This window comes from Lentzea sp. NPDC054927 (assembly GCF_053610285.1).
On the sequence record NZ_JBSGXZ010000097.1, the window covers coordinates 1 to 1317 of the forward strand.

The following is a 1317-nucleotide window of genomic DNA, read 5'->3' on the forward strand; positions in this document are numbered from 1 at the left end:
GGTTGCATCTCTACAATCACCACCGCGGTCACACCGCACTTGCAGGCCAGCCACCCGCCAGCCGCGTTCCTAACCTCTCAGGGCACTACAGCTAGCCGACGAGGCAGTGCAGTTGCTGACGGCGGTCATGCAGGGAGGGGCAACTCGCCTACGAGTTCAACCAGGCGGTTGAGCAGTGGTCGGAGGCCGCGAAGGGAACGGCGGAGCTGTCTCAGGCCGTCGCCGCCGCCCGGCAAGGTGTCGAGAACTATCGCAAGGCCCTCCGGGGCGACCCTGTGTCGCCGAGTCCAGCAGGTTCCACGGCACCTGGCCGTGTGTCGACATCCGTGCCGCCCCCGGCGGCCACGTGGGCCGAGCGTCATCGCGCACAGCTCCCGAGCTATGTCACCAGCGGGTTCTACCGCGACGAGGACGGGCACAGCGACCTGGTCCAGAGCGGTGGTGAATCCAACGGTGAGGACCGAGCGATCGCCCAGCACCTCGTCAACATCGGGAGGGTGCGACCACGGACGTTCCCGACGGCGGCCCAGCACGTCGAGACCAAAGTGGGGTGGCGAATGCGGGTGTCCGGTGTCGTGCGCGCCGAGGTGGTTGTGAACAACCAGCTCTGCGAGGGTCCGCTGTCCTGCTTCGAGTTGCTCCCTCTAGTGCTTCTACCAGGGCAAACGCTGATCGTGCACGATCCGGTAAGGTCCCACACGTTTCATGGGAAGGGCATTCGGTGAGCTACACGCTTGACGTCTGGTACTACCGCGACGACGACCTGGACAGGCCCGCTAACGAGCCGGTGGCCGTCACGTCGAGTTCCGAGTTGAAGGAACTGTTGGAGTACCTGCTCGCGCACGCGCAGCCGCATCCGGCGCAGATCGTCGCCCGCGAGCGCCCGAAGGTCGGTCCGTACGACGAGCCGGACACTCTGATCAAGGTCGCTGTGGCGATTCCTGAACGCGTGGGTGCGTTGTTGTTTCTCAGTCCGTTGTCTTGGGAGGAGCCTGCGGATGGTGACACCTCGACTGGGGTGTATGCCACCCGTGGGGAGCTAGCTGGTTCGGGCTCGCCGACGTTGTACATCGACAGCGATACGAAGACGCCGTTCCCGGATGATGCGGGGCTTCCGATTGATCGCATCTTTGCGGCGTTGGAGGAGTTTCGTCTGACTGGTGAGCGGCCTACCTGTGTGGAGTGGCAGGAGTCGCAGGTTTCCTGATTTGCGGGTCGCGGCTTTTGAGGGTGGTCGCCTTGCGGGCGGCGAGTCCTGTTGCGTGCGTTTCCTGGGGGCGCTGCCCCCAGACCCCCGCCAATCTGATCAGGGGGTCC

The 1317-nt window shown here is 64.8% G+C and carries 2 protein-coding genes; both read left to right on the plus strand.

Translation table 11 applies throughout. The features are described from left to right. Window positions 1–326 precede the first annotated feature (326 nt). A complete protein-coding gene (locus ACWGE0_RS45625; protein ID WP_452267087.1) occupies window positions 327–725 on the plus strand; it encodes a DddA-like double-stranded DNA deaminase toxin in 399 nt (132 codons plus the stop codon). Further along, window positions 722–1207 (plus strand): Imm1 family immunity protein, encoded by a 486-nt coding sequence (locus ACWGE0_RS45630; RefSeq protein ID WP_452267086.1) that lies wholly within the window; start codon window positions 722–724, stop codon window positions 1205–1207. The genes ACWGE0_RS45625 and ACWGE0_RS45630 overlap by 4 nt, the downstream gene beginning before the upstream one ends. Window positions 1208–1317 lie beyond the last annotated feature (110 nt).